This window comes from Salirhabdus salicampi (assembly GCF_024259515.1).
Taxonomy (GTDB): Bacteria; Bacillota; Bacilli; order Bacillales; family Alkalibacillaceae; genus Salirhabdus_A; species Salirhabdus_A salicampi.
The window spans coordinates 279302-301477 of sequence record NZ_JANBWE010000003.1 but is presented as its reverse complement, the minus strand read 5'-3'; the positions used below and the strand labels follow the sequence as shown (position 1 = coordinate 301477).

Here is a 22176-nt window from a genome sequence, read left to right as displayed (position 1 = left end):
TCACCTATATTCATTCTTACTTTGTACCGTACAAGCGGTCACCCGCATCTCCTAAACCAGGGATTATATAACCTTTTTCATTTAACTTTTCGTCTAGTGCAGCCAAATAGACATCAACGTCAGGATGCTCTTCCTTAACTGCGTCTACGCCTTCAGGAGCGGCTATTAAGCACATGAGACGGATTTGCTTAGCACCACGCTTTTTCAACGAATGAATAGCTTCGTTCGCAGATCCGCCTGTTGCTAACATCGGATCGATTACGATTAGCTCACGTTCATCAATATCAGACGGGAGTTTTACATAATACTCTACCGGTTGTAATGATTCTGGATCACGATAAAGTCCAACATGCCCAACTTTAGCCGTTGGTATTAATTTTAATATACCATCAACCATGCCAAGGCCGGCACGTAAAATCGGAATTAGACCAAGCTTTTTGCCTGATAGCACTTTTGATTGAGCTTCAGCTACTGGTGTTTGAGTGGTAATTTCTTGTAGCGGCAACTCTCTTGTAATTTCAAATGCCATTAGTGTTGCAACTTCATCAACAAGTTCACGAAATTCTTTTGTACCTGTATTTTTATCACGAATATACGTTAACTTATGTTGAATTAACGGATGGTCAAAAACGTACACTTTTCCCATGAGCCGATCTCTCCTTTAAAATTAATATCCTTAAAATTGTACTGAAAACATCGTTCACTTTCAACAACAGCTTATATTATCTTTTCCCTATCTCTTATGTTTGAACAAAAAAAACCCCCTTTATAACATAAAGGGGATTACCATTTGTTTATCTAGATTGTAAACGTTGAATACGCTCGTCTAAATCCGGGTGGGTTGAAAATATAGCAGACATCCCTTTTCGGTTGTTGATTTTCAAAGTAGATACGGCTGTATCCTCTCCACCGCGAATGCGGTTTGAATATGCTTTCAACATTTGTAGTGCATGTGTCATTTTGTCTCTTCCTGCTAAATCTGCCCCTCCACGGTCAGCATGGAATTCACGGTGACGGGAATATGCAAACACGACGAGACTTCCTAAAATGGAAAACGCAATTTGGAAAACGATAATCGCAATAAAGTGCACAATCGGTGCTAAGTCCTCTTTGACAAAACGAGACACTGCCCACGCAGCGATTCGTGACAAGAAGACAACAAACGTGTTCACAACGCCCTGTAGTAAGGTCATTGTTACCATATCTCCATTCGCTACGTGTGCCACCTCATGAGCAATTACACCCTCAACCGCATCGTCATCCATTTCTTGTAGTAAACCAGTTGAAACAGCTACTAGTGAACGCTTTTTCGATGGACCTGTTGCAAACGCGTTTACTTCTGGAGAATGATAAATCCCAACTTCAGGCATGTGCATTAAACCCGCGGCACGGGAAAGACGATGAACTTTCTCAACTACCTGTCTTTCTACCGGAGAAAGGGAACCATTTGGGTCCAACACTTTCACATTCATCATTTTCTTAGCCATCCAACGGGACATGGCCAGTGACATGAAAGCGCCAGTAAAACCAACAATGGCACTAAAAATCAACAATGTACCCATATCAATTGTACCCTGGGCATTGATGTAATTTCCTACGTTAAACACAGATAAAATGATACTGATCGTAAGAAGAACTAATACGTTAGTTAATAGAAAATAAAATATGCGCTTACCCAATACAATCATTCCTTTTTTATCATGATTTCTTTATTATATTTACCATTATTATAACAAGATTAACCTCTTAAGGGTACAGATTAAGCTTTGAATACATGAACTTTTTGTGTATGAGGGAAATATACTACATTTAATATGTGTCATTTTAGTTTAATGATGACAACAATCACGTTGACAAAATAGCTTTTTCTTTCAATTGTACTTCCTTTGAAAACGCTTTACGATTAAAAGTGTAATCATTCAATCATCAAGAATTTTGAAGGGAGTCATACATTATGGCACAAAATACTGAAAGTAAAAGCTTTCGTGTTAAAGTACAAAGTTTTGGTAGTTTCTTAAGCGGTATGATTATGCCGAACATCGGCGCTTTTATCGCATGGGGGATTATAACAGCATTATTTATTCCAACAGGTTGGTATCCGAATGAATCATTAGCGGAACTTGTTGGTCCAATGATCACATTCTTGCTTCCATTACTGATCGGTTATACCGGTGGTAAGATGGTTTACGGTGCTAGAGGAGGAGTTGTTGGTGCAACTGCAACAATGGGTGTCATCGTCGGTTCTGACATTCCGATGTTCCTTGGCGCCATGATTGTTGGTCCTTTAGGCGGTTTCTTGATTAAAAAAGTAGACAAAGCTTTCGAAGGAAAAGTAAGACAAGGCTTCGAAATGTTAGTCAACAATTTTTCGGCAGGAATTGTAGCAGGGATTCTAACATTACTATCATTCAAAGGAATTGGTCCTGTCGTATTAGGTTTAAATAAGGCCTTAGCTGCAGGAGTAGAAGTTATCGTAAACGCCGGGATGCTACCATTAGCTAATATCTTTATTGAACCAGCAAAAGTATTGTTCTTAAACAATGCCATCAATCACGGAATTTTAAGTCCATTAGGTATTGAACAGGCTGCGGAAGCTGGAAAGTCGATTTTATTCTTACTCGAAACAAATCCAGGGCCTGGCCTAGGTATTCTCCTAGCATTTATGGTGTTCGGGAAAGGTACTGCTCGTCAGACAGCACCTGGAGCGGTTGTCATCCACTTTTTCGGTGGAATTCATGAAATCTACTTCCCGTACATTTTGGCAAAACCAATGCTCATTTTAGCGGCTATAGCAGGTGGTATTAGTGGTGTATTCACATTCAACCTATTCTCTACAGGATTAGTAGCACCGCCATCACCAGGTAGTATCTTTGCTTTAATGGCGATGGCACCAAGAGGGGAGCACTTCGCAGTCCTATTAGGCGTACTTGTAGCAACTGCTGTATCATTTGCTGTTGCCTCAGTTATCTTGAAATCTGGTAAGCAAACAGAAGAAGATAATCTATCTGAAGCAGCATCAAAAATGCAACAACTTAAAGGAAAAGAAAGCAAAGTTGCAAATACGTTTAACACAAGCAATCAAGATGTAAACAAAATCGTATTTGCGTGTGATGCCGGTATGGGATCAAGCGCAATGGGTGCAGGTGTGTTACGAAACAAAGTAAAAAAAGCTGGCTTAGATATTGAAGTAACGAATACTTCCATTAGTAACCTGCCAGAAGATGCAGACATTGTTGTTACTCATAAAGATTTAACACCACGTGCAAAGGAAAAGTTACCTACTGCACAGCACGTGTCGGTTGAAAACTTTATGAACAGCCCGAAATACGATGAATTAATTGACAGCTTAAAAGGATAATACATGAAGAGAGCCTGACAAACGACAGGCTCTCTTTTATTTAAAAATGGCAACAATATAGATGACGAATTTATATTTTGATTATGTTGTGATAAGACTTTCAAGCGATTATGATAAAAAGTATAGAGTTCCATTTCAAAAGTTGACAACAATGAACCTATACAGAATTAGTTGGAGTTGAAAACGTATGTATGTTTCCGCAAGGGAAAGAAAAATCCTTGAACATTTACTTCTCAAAAAGGATGGAACCGTTGTCAAAGATATCGCAGAAGAGTTAGGTGTAAGCCCTCGTACGGTTCATCGTGATTTAAAAGGTGTAGAAGAGATATTAAAAGATTATAACCTGGCGTTAAATAAAAAATCAGGCGCTGGAATACAAGTCGTCGGTAGTGACGAGATGAAGCAAAAGCTGCATATGTTTCTTTTTAATTTATATCATAACGACTACACTCCCGAGGAACGCCAAACAATCATTTTCGCAACATTGCTCGAAGCCGTTGAACCACTTAAGTTAATGACTCTAGCTGGAGATTTAAATGTAACGATCGCTACCATTAGTAACGACTTAAACCGAGTGGAGGAACGGATCAAACCATTTGGTTTGCAACTGATTCGTAAAAGAGGGTATGGGGTAGAAATTGAGGGCTCCGAAATGTCGAAACGAAGAGCGATGAGTAGCTTAATCTCCGAAAATCTTGATGAATTCGGTTTCATTTCCATTATTAAAGAAAATATTCAAAAGAAATCAACAACGAATATTAATACGATCACTGACCGTTTGTTAGGACTTGTAGATAAACGGAAAGTATTTCTCATTGAGAAACTTGTTGACGAAGTGAAAGAAGACCTTCCTTATTCCATTGCTGACAGTTCCTATGTCGGGCTTGTCGTTCACCTTGCATTAGCGATAGAGCGAATTCAACAAGGGGAGAACATTCTCTTTAATGATGATTATTTGGAAAGTATTAAAGAGACGAAGGAACAACATGTTGCCCAAACGTTAGTTAAACGTTTAGAAGATACTTTTCAACTATCCATCTCCGAAGGTGAGGTCGGTTATATAACAATGCACCTGTTAGGTGCAAAATTACGACATGACCAAGGGGACTTTTTAGATGATATGAGCATTGGCATTGTTGCACAGCAGCTGATTAATTATGTCGGAAAACAGGTGAATGAAAACTTAGGGGAAAACTTGTCTTTATTCCAAGGGCTTGTTACCCACTTACGGCCGGCTATCTATCGACTAAAACAGAATATGGGAATATCAAATCCTTTATTAGACCGAATCCAACAAGATTATGAAGATTTGTTCACTATCGTAAAAAAAGGCATTCACGAATGCTTGCCGGATTTGCACGTTCCAGACACCGAAATCGGCTATATTGTTATGCACTTTGCTTCCGCTTTAATAAAAGGAGAAACCGTATTTCGCGGAAATGTACTTGTCGTCTGCTCAAGCGGCATTGGTACTTCTAAAGTTTTAGCAACAAAGCTGCAAAACGAGTTTCCTAACCTGTCTACTATTACGAACAAGTCTATGTTTGAAATCGATCAGCAATCATTGGAAAACTATGACTTAATTGTTTCAACGATTCCACTAGAATCGGTTCATGATTACGTATTAGTTAGCCCATTTCTATCAAAGGAAGATATCGAAAAAATTAAGGCAAAAATTCAAGAAAAACAAAATAAAGATAACCGTTCCATAAGTACTGTAACACAAGAGAAAAACATGGATCGTAATGAACATATCCAGAAACTTAACCGAATGAAAGTCTATAACGATACGACTTTAACATTATTACAATCATTTCAACTTTCAACCATCCAGGGACATACTTTGCGTGAAGTATTGTCGAATGCTTGTTCATCTTTACAGATAGCAGGAATGGTAACAGATTCTAAACATGTTGTAGAGGATTTAATAAAACGTGAACAGATAGGTGGACTTGGTATACCAGATACATCGCTAAGTTTATACCACACCCGCAGCTCATCTGTTGCAGCTCCATCCTTTACCGTTTATCAGCTTCAAAACCCGCTAGAAATTGAAGGTATGGATGATCGTAAAGTTCAGATGGAACGTTTATTGTTACTTGTTGCACCAGAACACATACAAGAAGAAGGGTTGGAAGTATTAAGCCAGGTGAGTGCATCCATTATTCGCGATGATAAAACCATTCACCAATTTGAACAAGGAAATGAACAACAGCTATTTTCATATCTCGCTGAAGAACTATCACTTTTTATAAAAGAAAAAATGAATGAATAGGAGTGTACCACCCATGACATTATCCATTTTATCAACAGACAATATTGTAGTTGGCGCAAAGATCGAATCAAAGGAAGAGGCTATTCGTAAAACCGGAGAATTATTAGTTGAAAAAGGATATGTGAAGCCTTCCTATATTGAGAAAATGCTGGAACGTGAGGAATTAACGTCTACCTATATGGGGAACTTCGTAGCTATTCCACACGGAACCGAAGATGCTAAACAGGAAGTGTTAGCTTCAGGTATTGCCATAATCCAAGTACCGGAAGGGGTAGACTTTGGTGATGGCAACATAGTCAAAATCTTAATTGGCATAGCTGGTAAGGATGGCGAGCATCTAGATATTCTATCAAACATTGCAGTTGTATGTTCTGAGGAAGAGAACATCCAGAAACTCGTTAACGCTGGCAACGCAGAAGAAATCTTACAACTATTTCATGAGGTGAATTAATATGTTAGCCGTCCATTTCGGAGCAGGAAATATTGGGAGAGGTTTCATTGGAGGATTGTTATCAAAATCCGGTTACGACGTAACCTTTGTAGACGTCAATGAAGAAATCGTTGACCTTCTAAATAAACGGAAAGAATATACTGTTGTATTAGCGGATGAAGGAAACCATGCTGAGAAGATTCGGAACGTTTCTGCACTTAATAGTCTGACAGAGCCCGAACAAGTAGTTGAGGCTATTGCCAAAGCAGATTTAGTCACAACTGCGGTCGGACCAAATATATTACCAATTATTGCTGAGCTTATGTACAAAGGACTAAGTAAACGGTCTCACGATACGAGCAAACCATTAAACATTATCGCTTGCGAAAATATGATTGGTGGAAGTGCGTTTTTAAAGGAACATGTTTATGACAAAGCTAGTGAAGAAGAGCAAAAGCAGTTTGATCAGTTATTCGCATTTCCAAATGCTGCTGTCGACCGAATCGTTCCTAATCAAACGAATGAAGACAAGCTCTTAGTATCAGTAGAGCCGTTTTACGAATGGGTCGTAGAGGAAACCGCAACGGTCGGGGATGTACCTCCTGTAAACGGCATCACATACGTACAAGACTTAACCCCTTATATTGAACGAAAATTGTTCACTGTTAATACCGGACATGCGATCGTATCTTATATCGGCTATCAATATGGGTATAAGACCGTAAAAGAAGCGATTGATGATCGAAGTGTGTATCAATCCGTTTTAGGTGCTCTTAAGGAGTCAGGTGCTGTCCTTATTGAAAAGTATGGGTTTACGAAGAAACAGCATGAAGAATATATACTGAAAATTGTAGCCCGTTACCAAAACCGTCATCTGTCGGACGAATTAACCCGAGTTGGAAGGGCGCCGATTCGCAAACTAGGACCGAATGACCGGCTTATCTCCCCCGCTAAGCAATATTACGACATGTTTGAAACAACACCCATGAACTTAACGAAAGGGATTGCTGCTGCTTTACTTTATGATGATGTTCATGATGGGGAGTCTGTAGAATTACAAAAATCAATTCGAGACCAAGGTGTATCAGCAACGATTCAAAAAATATGTGAATTAGAAGAAAATCATCCGTTAGCTCAAGCTATCCTTACCCAAGTTGAAGCGTTTCAACAGAAGAAATAATAAAACCCCGCTATTCAAATAGCGGGGTTTTACATTTCTAACCTTACTGAATTTCAGCGATTAAATCAGGAGCTAACATATCGCGGGATTCAAAAAGGTCCCCAACGATTTCGTTATATGCTTCCAAATGTGCAACCGCTTCTTCAAAATTAGGCTCTTCTGTATGTTCAATTTCACTCTGATATACAGCAAAAGCTTCTTTCACTTCATTCACTGCTTCTTCAAAAGCCTCTTGATCACTTTCACTTAAACCTTCAACATGCTCAAACGACTCAAGCTTTTCAATAGTTTCTGAAATAGCCGCAATGGTTTCTTCAGTTAAGGCCTCGGCATCTTCTTCTGTCGCGCTTTCATATGCGCTAATTGCTTGGTAACCGTCACGTACTTTACTTGCGACTTGTAGGTGGTTGTTTAAAAGAGCTGACTTTTCTGCTTTCGGATCAGCTTCTGGTTGTTGTTCTTCCTGTTGGCAAGCTAACAATAAAACAGCAAGTGCTGATATAGTTAACACTGTAATGAATTTTTTCATCCTTAATCCTCCTAGAATATGTAATGCTTACATTATTATATAAGGATAATTTCTATTTGGAAACAGCACTGTAAAAAGTAAATGTATTGCGTATTTTCAGACTTTGCTTACTATTATTTGTCATTATATGGTTTTTCATTCCAATGTTAGTATAATATTTAATATATTACACAAAAAAACATCCCCAAGCAGGGGATGCCTCTTATCTTTCATATAACGGGAATTTTCTGGTTAATTCAGTTACTCTTTCTTTCGCCTCTTTTAACTTTTCTTCATCTTCGTGGTTTTGCAACGTAAAGGACATTATGGATGCAATTTCATCCATTTCCTCTTCACCAAACCCTCTCGTCGTTACAGCTGCCGTTCCAATCCGGATACCACTAGTTACGAACGGACTTTCTTCATCAAATGGGATGGTGTTTTTATTTACTGTGATTCCTACTTCATCCAGAGCTTTTTCGGCAACTTTTCCAGTTAATCCTATCTTTTTCACATCTAACAGTAGAAGGTGATTATCCGTACCGTCAGAGACAAGGCGAAACCCTTCTTTAGTTAAAGCTTCTCCCAGACGTTTTGCATTTGACACGATATTTTTCGTATATGTTTTGAAATCCTCACCTAATGCTTCTTTGAACGCTACCGCCTTAGCTGCAATGATGTGCATAAGGGGCCCGCCCTGCATACCAGGGAATACCGATTTATCTATTTTCTTTGCAAATTCCTCTTTACATAAAATCATACCACCACGAGGTCCTCGCAACGTCTTATGTGTTGTTGTCGTAACAAAATGAGCATGGGGAATTGGGCTTGGATGTATTCCTGTCGCTACTAACCCCGCGATATGAGCCATATCTACCAACAAGTAAGCTCCCACTTCATCAGCAATTTCACGGAACTTTTTGAAGTCGATTTCACGTGGATAAGCACTGGCTCCAGCTACGATTAACTTCGGCTTTACTTCTTTTGCTTGCTTCAGTAAAGCATCGTAATCGATTTCTTCTGTTTTTTCATCTACACCGTACTCTTCAAATTTATATAATGTCCCACTGAAGTTCACTGGACTACCGTGAGTTAAATGTCCACCGTGACTTAAGTTCATTCCTAGAACTGTATCCCCAGGCTGAAGTACAGTAAAATATACTGCCATGTTTGCTTGAGCTCCAGAATGGGGTTGGACGTTCGCATGATCTGCACCAAAGAGTTGTTTTGCACGATCACGGGCTAAGTTTTCCGCATCATCTACAAATTCACAGCCCCCATAATACCTACGGTTCGGGTACCCTTCTGCATATTTGTTTGTTAAAACGGATCCTGCTGCTTGTAATACTGCCTCGGATACAAAGTTCTCTGATGCAATTAATTCTATGTTGTCTTGCTGACGTTTTCGTTCATCTTCCACCGCTTTGAAAATTTCTGGGTCAACGTTTTTTAATTGATCCATTTATTCTCCTCCTTTTACGTCATCTTCCATGACTGTCGCTTCTTTTTTTTATAGCTTCTTCTTCTGTATAAATAGCCCGATTTCCTCCAATTAATTTTGGACGTGTACGAGCGTTTATCACATTCGCGGAACCAATGTTTCGTCTAGCAAAGCGCAACGGGACGGCAACAGGTTTTAAGTGCATGCCAATTAGCGTATTTCCAATGTCAATTCCAGCATCTGCTTTTAGTGATTCTACAACAACTGGCTGTTCGAACTGCTGAAAAGCATATGATGCCATAGAACCGCCAGCACTTGGTACAGGAATGACTGACACGATACTGAATTGGTGTTTTAGCGCCACCTCTTCTTCCACCACAAGAGCACGATTTAAATGTTCACAGCATTGAAAAACTAACTCGATCGATGCCTCTCGTTGTAGTACCTTCAATTCATCATAGACAGCACGTGCAATAATTTCACTTCCCGATGTGCCAATGTTTTCACCAGCGATTTCACTAGTGGAGCATCCGACTACTAACAGCTGATTCGGTTTTAACAAATCCGAACGAAGCCACTCTTGTACAATGTCCCTTGTATGAGCTTGAATATCTTCAATCATCTTTTCACCTCACTCCTAAGAGAGGGTACCTTTTATATTGTCTTCTGTTCATAATCGGCAATTTTCCCAATACGATTTTGGTGACGACCACCTTCAAATTCAGTTTCCAGCCACGCTTTCACAATTTCCTTTGCCAGGCCTGGTCCGATAACACGTTCGCCCATCGCTATGACGTTTGCATCATTATGTGCTTTCGTCATTTTTGCACTAAACACATCATGTACAAGCGCACAACGTACCCCTTTTACTTTGTTCGCTGCAATTGACATACCAATTCCTGTTCCGCATATCAATATGCCTAAATCAAATTCTCCTTGTGCCACCTTTTCTGCTGCTGGAATACCGTAGTCTGGATAATCGACTGATTCTTCGCAGTCACACCCCATATCTACATAGGCAATATTCATTTCTTTTAGCAGTCCTGCAATCTCTTCACGAAGGTTGATGCCTCCATGATCTGATGCTATTACTATTTTCACGTTTTACACTCCCTTTTGTTTCCACTGCCAATATGAAATCTTTTCCTTACTTATCTTTATTTTCTAACTTATTGATGAGGAGTTCAATATTTTTTTCAAGTTCTGCCAAAGTTTTTTCATAAACGTCTATCCCTTGACCAATAGGGTCTTGAATATCAACACTATCCATTTTACTCTCTAAGAGGCGAATCTTCGTAATATCTTCCTGTAATTGTTGTTCAATTTCTGCATTGGTTAAGTTATTTCGAAGTAGTTTTAACCGTTTTTCCTCTAACTCTGTGTAAGCTTCTTTTAGTTTATTCCAAATATTTGTTTGCTCATCGTCAACATATTCTTTTAACGTAAATATTTTCTCACTAAACTGTGAGTATTGTTGTAGTAAGCTTTGTTTATGTTGTGTCGTCATCGTTAAGATTACGTCAGCCCATTCTAATAGTTCTCTTGTTACTGGTTGGGAATAATGTTGAAATGAAATCCCATGACTATGAAGCGCTTTTAATGCATCTGGTGCTGCCGGCATTTGTTTGGCTGCAAATATACCTGCCGATTTTACTTGTATTGAATCGGATTTTTCCTTAAGTAATGCTTCTGCCATTGGACTTCTACATGTATTCCCGGTACAGACAAATAAGACATTTTTCATATTTTGTACCTCCGCTCCTCGTTCTATGAAAACTATACCATATCATAGACTGATGCAACAAAAAGGGACGTTATTCGTTAACGTCCCTTTCGTATATTCCGTTTATGAAAAAACCAACTGTAATCCGAAGGCGAAAAGCACACTTCCACCTAACATTTCACTATAGGATCCAAACAGATGACTAACCTTTCTCGCCAATATAAAACCGACCCAAGTTAGTATAGTCGTGATAACACCAAATAAAAAGAGTGCAATAACTGTATGGGATCCTGTCATACCTAAACTTAATCCTACTGAAAAGCTGTCCAAACTTACGGTCAACGCAAACAATAATATGCTAATGCGACTGCTCAATTTAATTTCCCGTTCTTCTGAAAAAGAGGATAGGAACATTTGTATACCTAAAATAATTAACAATACTCCTCCAATAATTGCGGCTATATTACCAAGCTTGGCCGAAAAGAAGAGACCAAGAACCATCCCTATCGAAGGCATAATGACGTGAAATAAACCGATAAGAATTCCGATAAAAAAAATTTTCTTTAAACGGAAGTACGCCATTCCCAATCCTAAGCTGACAGAAAAGGCATCCATTCCAAGGGCAACTGCCATGATTGATAATGTTAACCATTCTCCGATTATATGTGAACCCATTATAACCCCCCTCGGACATGCTAAATCCAATATATGCAAGGGGGGAATATTTTAGAAGGATAAACTTAAAGTTTTACAACGTGGGAGGCTGCTTTCAATAGTCGGTTCATCACCGCTTCACCTATACCTTCATATGGAAAGGGTTCAGCCAGGATAATATCGGCCTCCAGCTGATCAAACGACCGTAATACATCATAAAGCTTTGATGCTACCTCCTCTAAATGGGCTTTCGAACCGCAACTTTGAACGATGTCTGCCGAAATATGAGGAACATGCTCATCACTTACCATCACACCAACCTTTTTCCCTCGTTCAGTTAGTTCATTAATTTGTTTTTGCAAGGTCTCTACTCCACCTTCGACAATCCAGAGAGGGGCATTTGGTGCATAGTGAGCATACTTCATCCCAGGAGACTTCGGTTTTTGATCATCACGATACAAAGCACTATCATATATAACGTCACCAATCACTTCACGAATCGCTTCTAACGTTATTCCGCCGGGACGTAAAATAACGGGAATATCTTCTGTACAGTCTATAACCGTTGATTCAACCCCTATTCCCGTTGGGCCACCATCTAATACACCAAAGATTCGATTCGATAAATCTTGAAGGACATGGTTTGCCGTTGTTGGACTCGGCTTACCAGATCGATTGGCACTAGGTGCAGCAACAGGTAGCTGACTCGCTTGAAGCAAAGCAAGGGCTACAGGATGGTCAGGTATGCGAATGCCGACTGTATTCAGTCCTGCTGTTACATTTTCTGCACAAACCCGCTTTTCTTTCACGATAATCGTTAACGGACCCGGCCAAAAGGTGTCCATTAACTTGAATGCATGTTTTTTTATATCTAATGCCAATTCAGAGATTTGATTTTTATCCCCTATGTGGACAATAAGTGGATTATCGGATGGGCGACCTTTTGCGGAAAAAATTTTTTGTACTGCATCATATTTAGTAGCATCTGCCCCTAATCCATAAACGGTTTCGGTCGGGAAAGCCACTACTTCTCCTTTTCGTAACGCAATCGCTGCTTCTTGTATATTCGGATCCTCTACGGATACAGTATTTATATCAACTTTCCAATAGTGGGTTTTATCATAACGACTCACGGTGATTCTCCTTCCGTCTATATTGCTCTATTGCTTATTATGCGCTTGTTCTACATTTCAGGGCAAGTTTTATCATAAATTTTTATATCGGTTTTTTTCGAAAAAGGCAATGATGTCACGATTCCACTCCATCGTGTTACAAACATCAGCCGTTGTCCAGTTACCCACACTCATTTTTTATGTTGGAGTGGTTACTTAATTAAAATACTACTTAAAAATAGCAATGGGGCGAACTGTGAAGTTGTTCAAAAATCCTTTGTCTTCTTTTTTGACTAGGGTAATTGAAGTTAATCCATTCGAAACGTTATCCCGTAGTTTTCCACAAGTGAGCCAATTTTTTTCTACCAGTCTAAATGATTACATCATATTCTAATCGCTGAACCCTTTCCAGGGGCTATAAAAACATTGTTGTACGATGCTGCTAATGCAAATAAAAGATATAACAAAAGGCGGAACATAGACGTTCCGCCTTTATATATAAAAACTCCCTGAGGAGTTTTTCACAAGATATCAACAGGACTTATCCACAGTTGTTGATAACTCTAATTTTAACGTCCACCATTTTTTCTGTTGATCCTGTGGATTTGCTTGTTTTTCAAAACCCCACGTTTTAAACAATGTCTCCCGATTTTGATCTTTGCTTTCTACCCACAGTCTTGAATATCCGTTCTTTTGGGCGTCTTCTTTAATCCAATCAATCATAACCATAATGAGACCAGGATTAAACGCTTCTGTTAAGTATAATGTACGTAATTGTCCTTCCTTTTCACCGAACGGTACGAGTGCAAAAAATCCACAACTTGTTCCCTTTACTTTAATGTAACGTCCATATTGATATAATTCGTCTTTCCGATCTTGCTTTTGCCAATGTTGGCCGAAAAACGATTCTAACTTCGCTAAACGATCATGTTTTGCCGGGACAATTTCTACCATATCACCACTCCTCCATCAAATATCTATCACTACTCTATGAACAGAGAAATGGCATTATGCAAAGAAATCTATTTTTTTCTCTATGAGAACAGCGTAAGTAGTTTTTCGATCCACTCAATCACAAAGAACTTTACTTCTACCTTTTGCTTATCACTAACTTCGACATCTTCTTCTCCCTCTACTGTTGTAGCAACAGTCGTACCATCAGAAAAGTCTAAAAAGCATAATGGAGGGAATAAAACACACCACCAATTGTCACCTTTTCCATCTCCAAGTGTAACGAGGATTGCCTCATATTCTCCCGCTGGATAAACAAAATCGCCGTACAATTTTGTAGGGAAGGATACATTTCCATATTCAACGTCATAAGACTGTTCGATATTATGTTCTTTTAATACTTCACCTACAATTACATCAATACGATCTAAACGTTGCTGAATTAATGCTCGAGCATCATCAATAGATACTAACTCCTCTACCCAATTTGTAATTTCTTTATTAATCTCGTCTCGAATTAACCGTTTAACCTGTTGATCAACATCCGCATTGGAGTTTGCTAAAATACGTAAACGAATTGACTCTTCGGGTATTTTTCCATAATCTGCACCTTCATTACTATTGCCATATCCTTTTGAAGGATTGATAAACAAGATAAAGATAACTAAAAATAAAAACAAAGCCTGTCTCATTTTATTCCTGCCCCTTTCAAACGTCCTTTTACTCACAGTATGGGCAAGGATACGAGATTTAAACATAAAACTTGCAATTTTTATAGATTGATAGAAAAACCGTTCCGATTACTGTATCCAACAGTAAACGAAACGGTCTTTGCCGTTAATATCTTGTACGATTTTCGGTTTAGCATCCTTATATTGTGCTTGAATGATTTGGCATACATCTTGTCCTTGGTTATAGCCAATTTCAAAAGCAATAAGTCCATTTTGGCGTAACACCGAATGAGACTGCATTACGATTGTACGGTAACTGTTCAAGCCATCCTCACCACCAAATAGAGCTAGGTGGGGGTCATAATCTTTTACGGTATCCACCAATGTTCGTTCATCCTCGTTTGGAATGTAAGGGGGATTGGAAACGATAACGTCTACTTCTTCCTGTTCATCAATGAGTGGTTGCAGGTAACTACCTTCGTAAAATGCGATGTCCACTTCGTGGTTCTTTGCATTCCCTTTCGCTACGGATAAGGCATCAGCCGAGATATCAATCGCTGCTACTTCTAACGATGGTTGTTCCTTTTTCAGTGTTACGGCTATTACACCGCTCCCTGTTCCAATATCCACACATTTGACAACACGATTTGTTGCGTAACGCCTTTCCACCTCTTGTAACACTAATTGCACTAATTCCTCTGTTTCAGGACGAGGGATTAACACATGCCTATTTACGGAAAACTTGCGCCCGTAAAAGTATTCATAACCGATTAAATGTTGAACCGGAACCCCTTTGAGTCCATATTCAGTAATCTGGTGGATGAATATGTCTCTCTTTTCTTCCGGGAATTCCTCCTGCAAGACACTTAATAACTGTGCTTTTGAAAGTTGTAAATGATGCATCAACAAGATATCCACAACATTCGCTTCCCGACTATGCTCTTTTAAAAAAAGAGAAGCCCATCTTCGGGCTTCCCATATTTTTTGAAAATCCGCCATGTTACCCACCAATTTCCTCCAGCTTTTTCGTTTGCTCTTCGATAATTAACGCTTCAGTAATTTCATCCAATTTACCTTCTAAAATTTGGTCTAATTTTTGAATCGTCAATCCAATACGGTGATCTGTTACACGGTTTTGTGGATAGTTATACGTACGAATACGCTCGGAACGGTCACCAGAGCCTACCGCAGACTTGCGTGTTTCATCATATTCTGCTTGGGCTTCTTGTTGAAATTTCTCGTAAATACGCGCTCGCAGTACTTTCATCGCTTTCTCTTTGTTTTTAATTTGTGACTTTTCATCTTGGATGGAAACAACAATTCCTGTAGGCATATGGGTTAAACGTACAGCAGACATCGTTGTATTAACACTCTGTCCTCCAGGTCCACTAGAAGCGAATGTATCCACACGAATATCCTTTTCGTGGATATCTACTTCTACATCTTCTGCTTCAGGAAGGGCGGCAACTGTAGCCGTTGATGTATGAATACGTCCACCTGATTCTGTTTCGGGTACACGTTGTACACGGTGTGCTCCATTTTCATACTTCAGTTTGGAGAAGGCACCTTGCCCATTAATCATGAAAATAATTTCTTTATATCCACCCATATCTGATTCATGATATTCAAGAATTTCCGTTTTCCAACCTTGTGCCTCGGCATAACGGGAGTACATGCGGTATAAGCTTCCGGCAAACAACGCTGCTTCCTCCCCACCGGCAGCTCCACGAATTTCCATAATAACGTTTTTATCATCATTAGGGTCCTTCGGAATTAACAAGATTTTCAAGCGCTCTTCCAACTCTTCCTTCTCAGTTGAAAGTTCACTAATTTCATCTTTTACCATATCGCGCATATCATCATCTAGTTGATCTTCTAACATCGCTTTTGCGTCGTCTAATTGTGTTGTTACATCTTTATATTGGCGGTAGGCGTCAACAACCTCTTGCAGGTCAGCCTGTTCCTTCGAATATTCTCTTAACTTTTTCGTATCGTTAATGACTTCGGGGTCACTCAACAATTCATTTAACTTTTCATAACGATCTTCTAAAGCATGTAATTTATCTAACAATGAAATACACCTCATTTTCTGTTGAACATTATCATTATATTATAGGGAAAAGGAACCGTCAAAACACGCGAAAAAAAGGCTGCCGGATAAAATCCAGCAACCTTTTTTATTTTCCCGTCACTTGTTGCAAAGGTGTGCTAATCATAGGCTTATTAGGTACTTCATGGTGATGACGACATCTCGGTTCATATGACTCTGATGCTCCGACTAAAATGACAGGATCATCATAGGATGCTGGTTTACCATCGATTAGTCTTTGAGTACGGCTCGCTGGCGAACCACAGATAGGACATATTGCATTTAATTTTGTGACTGATTCGCTTAACGACATGAGCCTCGGAACAGGACCAAAGGGCTCACCACGAAAATCGGAATCAAGACCAGCAACAATGACGCGGTATCCTCTATCTGCTAAATCTTGTGTCACCTCAACGATACGCTCGTCAAAAAATTGGACTTCATCTATGCCAATTACATCAACGTTTTCGTCTATGTAATCGTATATATCAATAGAACGTTCAATCGGTTTTGCAACAACTGAAGCTCCGTCATGGGATACGACCGCTTCCTCTGCGTAGCGATTATCAATCACCGGCTTAAAAACTTTTACTGCTAATTTGGCGTATGTTGCTCTACGCACTCTCCGTATTAACTCTTCAGACTTACCTGAGAACATACTTCCACAAATCGTTTCAAGCCATCCGTTTTGGTTCATTTCATACACCGGTAGGCCTCCCCTTTCCAAAGCTCACATGTATAGTATTTCTAGTATTGATCACGTTTATCCGAATAAAAAAACAGGCAAATAAAGCAAATTTGCCTGTTTCTAAATATTGAATGTTTAAAGATTAATTCATGTTGTATTTCTTCTTGAAACGATCTACACGTCCGCCAACTTTATCAGCTTTTTGCTTACCAGTGTAGAATGGATGAGAAGCAGAACTAATTTCTACGCGAATTAATGGATATGTGTTTCCATCTTCCCACTCAATTGTTTCTTCAGAAGTTTGTGTTGATCCGCTCAAAAATTTGAAATCTGAGCTAGTATCAAGAAAAACAACTTTTCTGTATTCTGGATGAATTCCTTGTTTCATGTTCTTCCACTCCTTTTCGCCCTGAATCCTTCGGAAACAGAGTTATTGTCGAAACCGCAGTGCGGTTATGTTGAAGTTTGTTATCGAAACTCACATAGAGTGATTATAACAGGCACATATTTTTTTTGCAAGGTCCATTTAACCCGTTACGACCTCCGTGTAGACGCGTTCCCTTTCATGTCTTCCTCTAATTTCTGGAAGAATTCTTCGTTATTTTTTGTCGTTCTCATTCTACGGAGGAAACGTTCTACAAAGTCATGGGAGTTGCCCATCATTTTACGGATTGCCCACATCTTCTCTAAGTTCGCCTTCGGCAATAATAGTTCTTCTTTTCTCGTTCCAGAACGAGGGATATCCAACGCAGGGAAAATTCTTCTTTCTGCAAGACTACGATCTAAGTGAAGTTCCATATTACCTGTACCTTTAAATTCCTCATAAATAACATCATCCATACGTGAACCAGTATCAACAAGGGCAGTTGCTAAGATCGTCATACTTCCGCCCTCTTCTATGTTTCTAGCAGCACCAAAGAAACGCTTTGGACGATGGAATGCTGCTGGGTCAATACCACCTGACAGTGTACGTCCACTCGGTGGAATAACGAGGTTATAAGCTCTAGCAAGTCTTGTTATACTGTCCATTAAAATAATGACATCACGTTTATGTTCAACGAGTCGCATCGCTCTTTCTAACACAAGTTCAGAAACTTTAATGTGGTTTTCTGGCACTTCATCAAATGTGGAACTTACAACATCTACATCCTCATGAACAGAACGCTCAATGTCTGTAACTTCCTCTGGGCGTTCATCCACTAATAAAATAATTAGTTTCGCCTCAGGATGGTTAGTGGAAATACTATTGGCAATTTCCTTTAATAACATCGTTTTCCCTGCCTTAGGGGGAGCAACAATGAGACCACGTTGACCAAACCCGACCGGAGACATTAAATCCATAATTCGAGTTGAAAGCTTTTTACTTTCCGTTTCCAATTGCATTAAACGATCTGGATATAATGGCGTTAACGCTGGAAAGTGAACTCGTTCCTTCGCCGTTTCCGGATCCTCCCCATTCACCGCACCAACGTGCAAAAGTCCGTAATAACGTTCGTTATCCTTCGGAGGTCTGACTTTACCTGATACTTTGTCACCATTGCGTAAATCAAATCGACGGATTTGAGATGCAGATATGTAAATATCTTCTGCACTTGGAGAGTAATTTATTGGACGTAAAAAGCCAAAGCCTTCTGAAGGAATAATTTCTAAAATTCCATCCATAAATAAGTAGCCATCTTTTTCAGCTTGTGCTTTCAAAATAGCAAAAATTAATTCTTTCTTTGTTAATTTTCCATAATAGGAAATTTTGTAATCACGGGCTTGAGCATATAACTCTTTCAACGTTAACGTCTCAAGTTCCCGTATTGTCATTTCCGACACACTATCACCACTCTTATTTTTTTCAATTGTAAAATATAAAATTATGAATCAATCATTACGAGACTAAAAAGTCGGGAGATGTTCATGAAGTGAGAGTAGAAGTCCATAAAGGATGGGGTAATGTTTTTCCTCTCATACAAACATTATAATTTTAACCATAAAAGACATCTTTATTCAATAGAATTTTAGTGAAATTCCAAATTTATAAGATTGGAAAAGAATAACCAGTGCTAAGACCGGTTATTCTTTTATGACTAAATTCGGTTTCTTTTTCAAGCTATGGTTCCCATCAATAAAGCGTACTGTTCCGGATTTTGCCCGCATAACGACGGTTTCAGTTGTCGCTTTTGTCCCCTTATATTGGACACCTTTTAGCAATTCACCATCTGTCACACCTGTAGCTGTGAAAATGGCATCATCGCCGCCACACAAATCTTCCATCGTTAATACTTTATTTACATCATCAATTCCCATTTCTAAGCAACGACGTCTTTCTTCGTCATTTTGTGGTACTAGCTGCCCCTGCAACTCTCCACCGAGGCATTTCAACCCAACGGCTGCCAGGACTCCTTCAGGTGCACCACCTATACCGAACAAAATATCAACACCAGTATGGTCAAAGGCTGTATTAATCGCTGCTGCAACATCTCCATCTGGGATGAGTTTAATACGGGCACCAGCTTCACGAATTTCATGAATAATCTTTTCATGTCGTTTACGATTTAAAACAGTCGCAACAATATCCTCTACATCTTTTCCTTTTGCTCTCGCAACTGCTTGTAAATTATCTGTTACAGAAGCATTTATATTTACCTTCCCAACTGCCTCAGGGCCGACAGCGATTTTATTCATATACATATCAGGAGCATGTAACATTTTGCCGTGGTCTGTTACCGCCAAAACGGCCAGCGCATTCCACGTTCCTTGGGCAACGATATTCGTTCCTTCCAGCGGATCAACTGCAACGTCTACACGTGGTCCGTATCCGTTTCCAAGGCGTTCTCCGATATATAACATCGGCGCTTCATCCATTTCCCCTTCACCGATTACGACAGTACCTTTCATCGGAATCGTATCAAAAACACTACGCATTGCGGATGTTGCAGCGTCGTCAGCCTCATCCTTTTTTCCACGCCCCATCCATCGAGCAGAGGCTAATGCAGCCGCTTCTGTAACTCGCACTAATTCCATCGTTAAACTTCTTTCCATTTTCTTCGTTCTCCTCCCCCTACTTAAAGCCTGTTCCCCCTTGATGTAATGTTTTTATGAGTTTTGAAATTGTTCTATTTCTTCTTCTGTCATTGTTTCCCGCCAAATTTTTGCGCCAATTGACTCAAGCTTGGCGGTTAAATCTTCATAGCCACGATCGATATGATCAACACCAATGATTTCGGTAACACCATCAGCAATTAATCCTGCCGCAACAAGAGCAGCACCTGCACGCAAATCACTTGCTTTTACTTTTGCTCCTTCAAGTGTAACCGGGCCTGAAATGACAGCTGAACTTCCCTCTACTTTAATTTCAGCGTTCATTCTCCGTAATTCGTCGATATGTTTAAATCGAGCCTGATAAATTGTATCTGTAATAATGCCAGTACCTTCTGCTTTTGTTAACAAAGTCGTAAACGGTTGTTGTAAATCGGTTGGAAAACCTGGATATACTAGTGTTTTTATATCAACACTTTTCATCTTACAGTTACCTTTGACGAGCATTTGGTCATCCTTCGTTTCGATAATGACACCCATTTCCCGCAATTTTGCAATAAGGGACTCTAAATGGGTCGGGATAACATTATCGATTAAAACTTCTTCACCTTTCGCTGCAGCGATTATCGTATAAGTGCCAGCCTCAATTCGGTCTGGTATGATTGTATGTTGGCAGCCGTTTAACGTATCAACACCTTCAATCCGGATCACATCTGTACCAGCACCTTTAATTTTCGCCCCCATACTCGTTAGTAATGTGGCTACATCGATGATCTCAGGCTCTTTAGCAGCATTTTCAATAATTGTTTTTCCTTTAGCACGAACAGCAGCTAACATAATGTTAATCGTCGCACCGACACTTACGACATCCAGGTAGATACGTGCTCCAACTAATTCATCTGCCCGTAAATACACAGCTCCCTGCTCATTCGTTACCTTAGCTCCTAACGCTTCAAAGCCTTTAATATGTTGGTCAATCGGTCTTGGCCCAAGGTTACAGCCGCCCGGTAAACCGATGACCGCTTTTTTAAAACGCCCTAACATCGCCCCCATAAAGTAGTAAGATGCGCGAAGCTTTTTTACCTTTCCATTTGGTAATGGCATGGAGACCATTGTTGAAGGATCGATGGTTACATCTTGTCCAGTTTGAGATGTTTTCCCGCCAATTTCTTCTAGTAGGTCTTTCAAAATTTGAATATCTGATATGTTTGGCAATCCCTCAATGGTAACAGGGCCATTCGCTAAAATAGTTGCCGGAAGCAGAGCAACTGCGCTATTTTTTGCGCCACTAACACGAACTTGCCCTCTTAAAGTATTGCCACCTTCAATAAGCAATTTCTCCATTAAAAACGCTCCTCTTTTCTGTCAGTTAAATCCTCTTAATGTTAGGATGTACAGTTGTTACAGTTTTCATGCCTTTTTTTGGTTGTTCCAATCGGTTAGAAACTTCTCTATACCCTGGTCTGTGAGTGGATGCTTCACGAGCTGTTTTAGTACTTTTAGTGGAACTGTTGCAATATGTGCTCCGTGTAATGCGGATTCAGTTACGTGCATTGGATGGCGTATAGAAGCAGCAATGATTTCTGTTTCAATATTATGGCGGGTAAAGATCTCTGAAATTTGAGCAATTAAGGACATACCATCATGACCGATGTCATCAAGTCTACCTAAAAATGGAGAGACGTATGTAGCACCTGCTCTTGCAGCAAGTAATGCTTGATTTGCGGAGAAGATTAACGTTACGTTTGTTTTAATGTTCTTTTCACTTAACACTTTCACCGTTTTTAACCCTTCGAGAGTCATCGGCACTTTAATTGTAATGTTTGGTGCAATTGCCGCTAATGTTTCAGCTTCTTCTAACATACCCTTACTGTCTTCAGAAATAACTTCTGCACTAACAGAACCGTCAACTTCCTTTGTAATTTCCCGTAACCGGTCATGGAATGAGATATTCTCTTTTGCCACAAGACTTGGATTGGTTGTTACTCCTGCAAGAACTCCTAAATCAATCGCTTCACGAATCTCTTCAATGTTAGCTGTATCAACAAAAAATTTCATTTTCCCCTGCA

At 39.6% G+C, this 22176-nt stretch carries 23 protein-coding genes; 4 read left to right on the top strand and 19 right to left on the bottom strand.

The genetic code is table 11. From position 1 onward, the window contains the following. Positions 1 to 16 precede the first annotated feature (16 nt). A complete protein-coding gene (upp, locus tag NLW78_RS11385) occupies positions 17 to 646 on the bottom strand; it encodes a uracil phosphoribosyltransferase (protein WP_254497253.1) in 630 nt (209 codons plus the stop codon). 148 nt (positions 647 to 794) lie between these two features. Beyond that, positions 795 to 1679, bottom strand: a complete 885-nt coding sequence (htpX, locus tag NLW78_RS11380) for a protease HtpX (RefSeq protein ID WP_254497252.1) — start codon at positions 1677 to 1679, stop codon at positions 795 to 797. Between the two features lie 275 nt (positions 1680 to 1954). On the opposite strand from htpX, the gene NLW78_RS11375 reads away from it, so the two are divergent. The 4 genes from NLW78_RS11375 (at position 1955) to NLW78_RS11360 (ending at position 7243) form a co-directional block, all read left to right on the top strand. After that, positions 1955 to 3358, top strand: a complete 1404-nt coding sequence (locus tag NLW78_RS11375; protein ID WP_254497251.1) for a PTS mannitol transporter subunit IIBC — start codon at positions 1955 to 1957, stop codon at positions 3356 to 3358. Between the two features lie 187 nt (positions 3359 to 3545). Then, the gene (locus tag NLW78_RS11370) at positions 3546 to 5633 is read left to right on the top strand and encodes a BglG family transcription antiterminator (RefSeq protein WP_254497250.1); all 2088 of its coding nucleotides are present in this window, start codon (positions 3546 to 3548) and stop codon (positions 5631 to 5633) included. Positions 5634 to 5646: 13 nt separating this feature from the next. After that, positions 5647 to 6084 (top strand): PTS mannitol transporter subunit IIA, encoded by a 438-nt coding sequence (locus NLW78_RS11365; RefSeq protein WP_254497249.1) that lies wholly within the window; start codon positions 5647 to 5649, stop codon positions 6082 to 6084. Position 6085: 1 nt separating this feature from the next. After that, positions 6086 to 7243, top strand: coding sequence for a mannitol-1-phosphate 5-dehydrogenase (locus tag NLW78_RS11360; RefSeq protein ID WP_254497248.1), 1158 nt, complete (start codon positions 6086 to 6088; stop codon positions 7241 to 7243). A 43-nt stretch (positions 7244 to 7286) separates the two neighbouring features. On the opposite strand, the gene NLW78_RS11355 is transcribed toward NLW78_RS11360, so the two are convergent. The 17 genes from NLW78_RS11355 to fsa all read right to left on the bottom strand — a co-directional run bounded on the left by NLW78_RS11355 (position 7287) and on the right by fsa (position 22165). After that, positions 7287 to 7772, bottom strand: coding sequence for a hypothetical protein (locus NLW78_RS11355; RefSeq protein ID WP_254497247.1), 486 nt, complete (start codon positions 7770 to 7772; stop codon positions 7287 to 7289). A 202-nt stretch (positions 7773 to 7974) separates the two neighbouring features. Then, on the bottom strand, positions 7975 to 9213 hold the full coding sequence (glyA, locus tag NLW78_RS11350) for a serine hydroxymethyltransferase (RefSeq protein ID WP_254497246.1): 1239 nt from the start codon (positions 9211 to 9213) through the stop codon (positions 7975 to 7977). 19 nt (positions 9214 to 9232) lie between these two features. Then, positions 9233 to 9811 carry a TIGR01440 family protein gene (locus tag NLW78_RS11345; protein ID WP_254497370.1) on the bottom strand — a complete coding sequence of 193 codons (579 nt, stop codon included), beginning with the start codon at positions 9809 to 9811 and terminating at the stop codon, positions 9233 to 9235. Between the two features lie 35 nt (positions 9812 to 9846). Beyond that, a complete protein-coding gene (gene rpiB, locus NLW78_RS11340) occupies positions 9847 to 10293 on the bottom strand; it encodes a ribose 5-phosphate isomerase B (protein ID WP_254497245.1) in 447 nt (148 codons plus the stop codon). Between the two features lie 46 nt (positions 10294 to 10339). Continuing rightward, entirely contained in the window at positions 10340 to 10936 is a 597-nt protein-coding gene (locus NLW78_RS11335; protein WP_302328528.1) for a low molecular weight protein arginine phosphatase, read from the bottom strand. A 102-nt stretch (positions 10937 to 11038) separates the two neighbouring features. Continuing rightward, positions 11039 to 11590, bottom strand: coding sequence for a manganese efflux pump MntP (locus NLW78_RS11330; RefSeq protein ID WP_254497244.1), 552 nt, complete (start codon positions 11588 to 11590; stop codon positions 11039 to 11041). Between the two features lie 65 nt (positions 11591 to 11655). Beyond that, positions 11656 to 12702 carry an L-threonylcarbamoyladenylate synthase gene (locus NLW78_RS11325; protein WP_437181968.1) on the bottom strand — a complete coding sequence of 349 codons (1047 nt, stop codon included), beginning with the start codon at positions 12700 to 12702 and terminating at the stop codon, positions 11656 to 11658. 510 nt (positions 12703 to 13212) lie between these two features. Continuing rightward, on the bottom strand, positions 13213 to 13635 hold the full coding sequence (locus NLW78_RS11320) for a hypothetical protein (RefSeq protein WP_254497243.1): 423 nt from the start codon (positions 13633 to 13635) through the stop codon (positions 13213 to 13215). 80 nt (positions 13636 to 13715) lie between these two features. Further along, the gene (spoIIR, locus tag NLW78_RS11315) at positions 13716 to 14324 is read right to left on the bottom strand and encodes a stage II sporulation protein R (protein WP_254497242.1); all 609 of its coding nucleotides are present in this window, start codon (positions 14322 to 14324) and stop codon (positions 13716 to 13718) included. A 108-nt stretch (positions 14325 to 14432) separates the two neighbouring features. Continuing rightward, positions 14433 to 15302 (bottom strand): peptide chain release factor N(5)-glutamine methyltransferase, encoded by an 870-nt coding sequence (gene prmC, locus NLW78_RS11310; RefSeq protein ID WP_254497241.1) that lies wholly within the window; start codon positions 15300 to 15302, stop codon positions 14433 to 14435. A gap of 1 nt (position 15303) precedes the next feature. After that, positions 15304 to 16374 (bottom strand): peptide chain release factor 1, encoded by a 1071-nt coding sequence (prfA, locus tag NLW78_RS11305; RefSeq protein WP_254497240.1) that lies wholly within the window; start codon positions 16372 to 16374, stop codon positions 15304 to 15306. A 106-nt stretch (positions 16375 to 16480) separates the two neighbouring features. After that, complete coding sequence (locus NLW78_RS11300) at positions 16481 to 17098, bottom strand: thymidine kinase (RefSeq protein WP_254497239.1); 618 nt, start codon at positions 17096 to 17098, stop codon at positions 16481 to 16483. A 124-nt stretch (positions 17099 to 17222) separates the two neighbouring features. After that, a complete protein-coding gene (locus NLW78_RS11295) occupies positions 17223 to 17468 on the bottom strand; it encodes a type B 50S ribosomal protein L31 (protein ID WP_254497238.1) in 246 nt (81 codons plus the stop codon). Between the two features lie 146 nt (positions 17469 to 17614). Beyond that, on the bottom strand, positions 17615 to 18892 hold the full coding sequence (gene rho / locus NLW78_RS11290) for a transcription termination factor Rho (RefSeq protein WP_302328542.1): 1278 nt from the start codon (positions 18890 to 18892) through the stop codon (positions 17615 to 17617). A gap of 249 nt (positions 18893 to 19141) precedes the next feature. Further along, positions 19142 to 20110, bottom strand: a complete 969-nt coding sequence (gene glpX / locus NLW78_RS11285) for a class II fructose-bisphosphatase (protein ID WP_254497236.1) — start codon at positions 20108 to 20110, stop codon at positions 19142 to 19144. Positions 20111 to 20164: 54 nt separating this feature from the next. Beyond that, positions 20165 to 21451, bottom strand: coding sequence for a UDP-N-acetylglucosamine 1-carboxyvinyltransferase (gene murA, locus NLW78_RS11280; protein ID WP_254497235.1), 1287 nt, complete (start codon positions 21449 to 21451; stop codon positions 20165 to 20167). Between the two features lie 66 nt (positions 21452 to 21517). Beyond that, positions 21518 to 22165: a fructose-6-phosphate aldolase gene (gene fsa / locus NLW78_RS11275; RefSeq protein WP_254497234.1), complete on the bottom strand. Its 648-nt coding sequence runs from the start codon at positions 22163 to 22165 to the stop codon at positions 21518 to 21520. Positions 22166 to 22176: the final 11 nt, after the last annotated feature.

Coding starts and splice junctions, on each gene's coding strand:
- upp (WP_254497253.1), bottom strand. CDS start 646: ATGGGAAAAGTGTACGTTTTTGACCATCCGTTAATTCAACATAAGTTA.
- NLW78_RS11375 (WP_254497251.1), top strand. CDS start 1,955: ATGGCACAAAATACTGAAAGTAAAAGCTTTCGTGTTAAAGTACAAAGT.
- NLW78_RS11370 (WP_254497250.1), top strand. CDS start 3,546: ATGTATGTTTCCGCAAGGGAAAGAAAAATCCTTGAACATTTACTTCTC.
- NLW78_RS11365 (WP_254497249.1), top strand. CDS start 5,647: ATGACATTATCCATTTTATCAACAGACAATATTGTAGTTGGCGCAAAG.
- NLW78_RS11360 (WP_254497248.1), top strand. CDS start 6,086: ATGTTAGCCGTCCATTTCGGAGCAGGAAATATTGGGAGAGGTTTCATT.
- NLW78_RS11355 (WP_254497247.1), bottom strand. CDS start 7,772: ATGAAAAAATTCATTACAGTGTTAACTATATCAGCACTTGCTGTTTTA.
- glyA (WP_254497246.1), bottom strand. CDS start 9,213: ATGGATCAATTAAAAAACGTTGACCCAGAAATTTTCAAAGCGGTGGAA.
- NLW78_RS11335 (WP_302328528.1), bottom strand. CDS start 10,936: ATGAAAAATGTCTTATTTGTCTGTACCGGGAATACATGTAGAAGTCCA.
- NLW78_RS11330 (WP_254497244.1), bottom strand. CDS start 11,590: ATGGGTTCACATATAATCGGAGAATGGTTAACATTATCAATCATGGCA.
- NLW78_RS11320 (WP_254497243.1), bottom strand. CDS start 13,635: ATGGTAGAAATTGTCCCGGCAAAACATGATCGTTTAGCGAAGTTAGAA.
- spoIIR (WP_254497242.1), bottom strand. CDS start 14,324: ATGAGACAGGCTTTGTTTTTATTTTTAGTTATCTTTATCTTGTTTATC.
- prmC (WP_254497241.1), bottom strand. CDS start 15,302: ATGGCGGATTTTCAAAAAATATGGGAAGCCCGAAGATGGGCTTCTCTT.
- NLW78_RS11295 (WP_254497238.1), bottom strand. CDS start 17,468: ATGAAACAAGGAATTCATCCAGAATACAGAAAAGTTGTTTTTCTTGAT.
- rho (WP_302328542.1), bottom strand. CDS start 18,892: ATGACAATACGGGAACTTGAGACGTTAACGTTGAAAGAGTTATATGCT.
- glpX (WP_254497236.1), bottom strand. CDS start 20,110: ATGGAAAGAAGTTTAACGATGGAATTAGTGCGAGTTACAGAAGCGGCT.
- murA (WP_254497235.1), bottom strand. CDS start 21,451: ATGGAGAAATTGCTTATTGAAGGTGGCAATACTTTAAGAGGGCAAGTT.
- fsa (WP_254497234.1), bottom strand. CDS start 22,165: ATGAAATTTTTTGTTGATACAGCTAACATTGAAGAGATTCGTGAAGCG.